The organism is Pseudomonas sp. SIMBA_067 (genome assembly GCF_046534675.1).
GTDB lineage: Bacteria > Pseudomonadota > Gammaproteobacteria > Pseudomonadales > Pseudomonadaceae > Aquipseudomonas > Aquipseudomonas putida.
This window is the reverse complement of record NZ_JAWRYH010001226.1, coordinates 1-240: the sequence shown is the minus strand read 5'-3', so window position 1 is coordinate 240 and position 240 is coordinate 1. Positions and strand designations below refer to the sequence as shown.

Sequence of the window (240 nt, the reverse complement as noted above, 5' to 3'; positions counted from 1 at the left end):
GAAAATTGATCAGCGGGATCATGATTGCGGCTATTCCGTTCGGGCTGCTGTTTGCCATAAACGGAACTGCTTTTTTTATCTCCGCGGCATTTATCGCGTTCATACGTATTTCAGAACAGCCCAATGAAAAAAGCAACGGAACTGAAGATGTAAAATCCGGTTACAGAATGCTGAAAGGAAATGCGGCATGGCTGACATCGGTCGGATACTTTTTCGTCGTAAATCTCGTCATTGCCGGCC

At 45.8% G+C, this 240-nt stretch carries 1 protein-coding gene; it reads left to right on the top strand.

What is annotated here, in order from left to right; translation table 11 throughout:
• On the top strand, positions 1–240 hold a 240-nt coding region (locus tag SB765_RS33200), incomplete at both ends, for a hypothetical protein (RefSeq protein WP_410932974.1).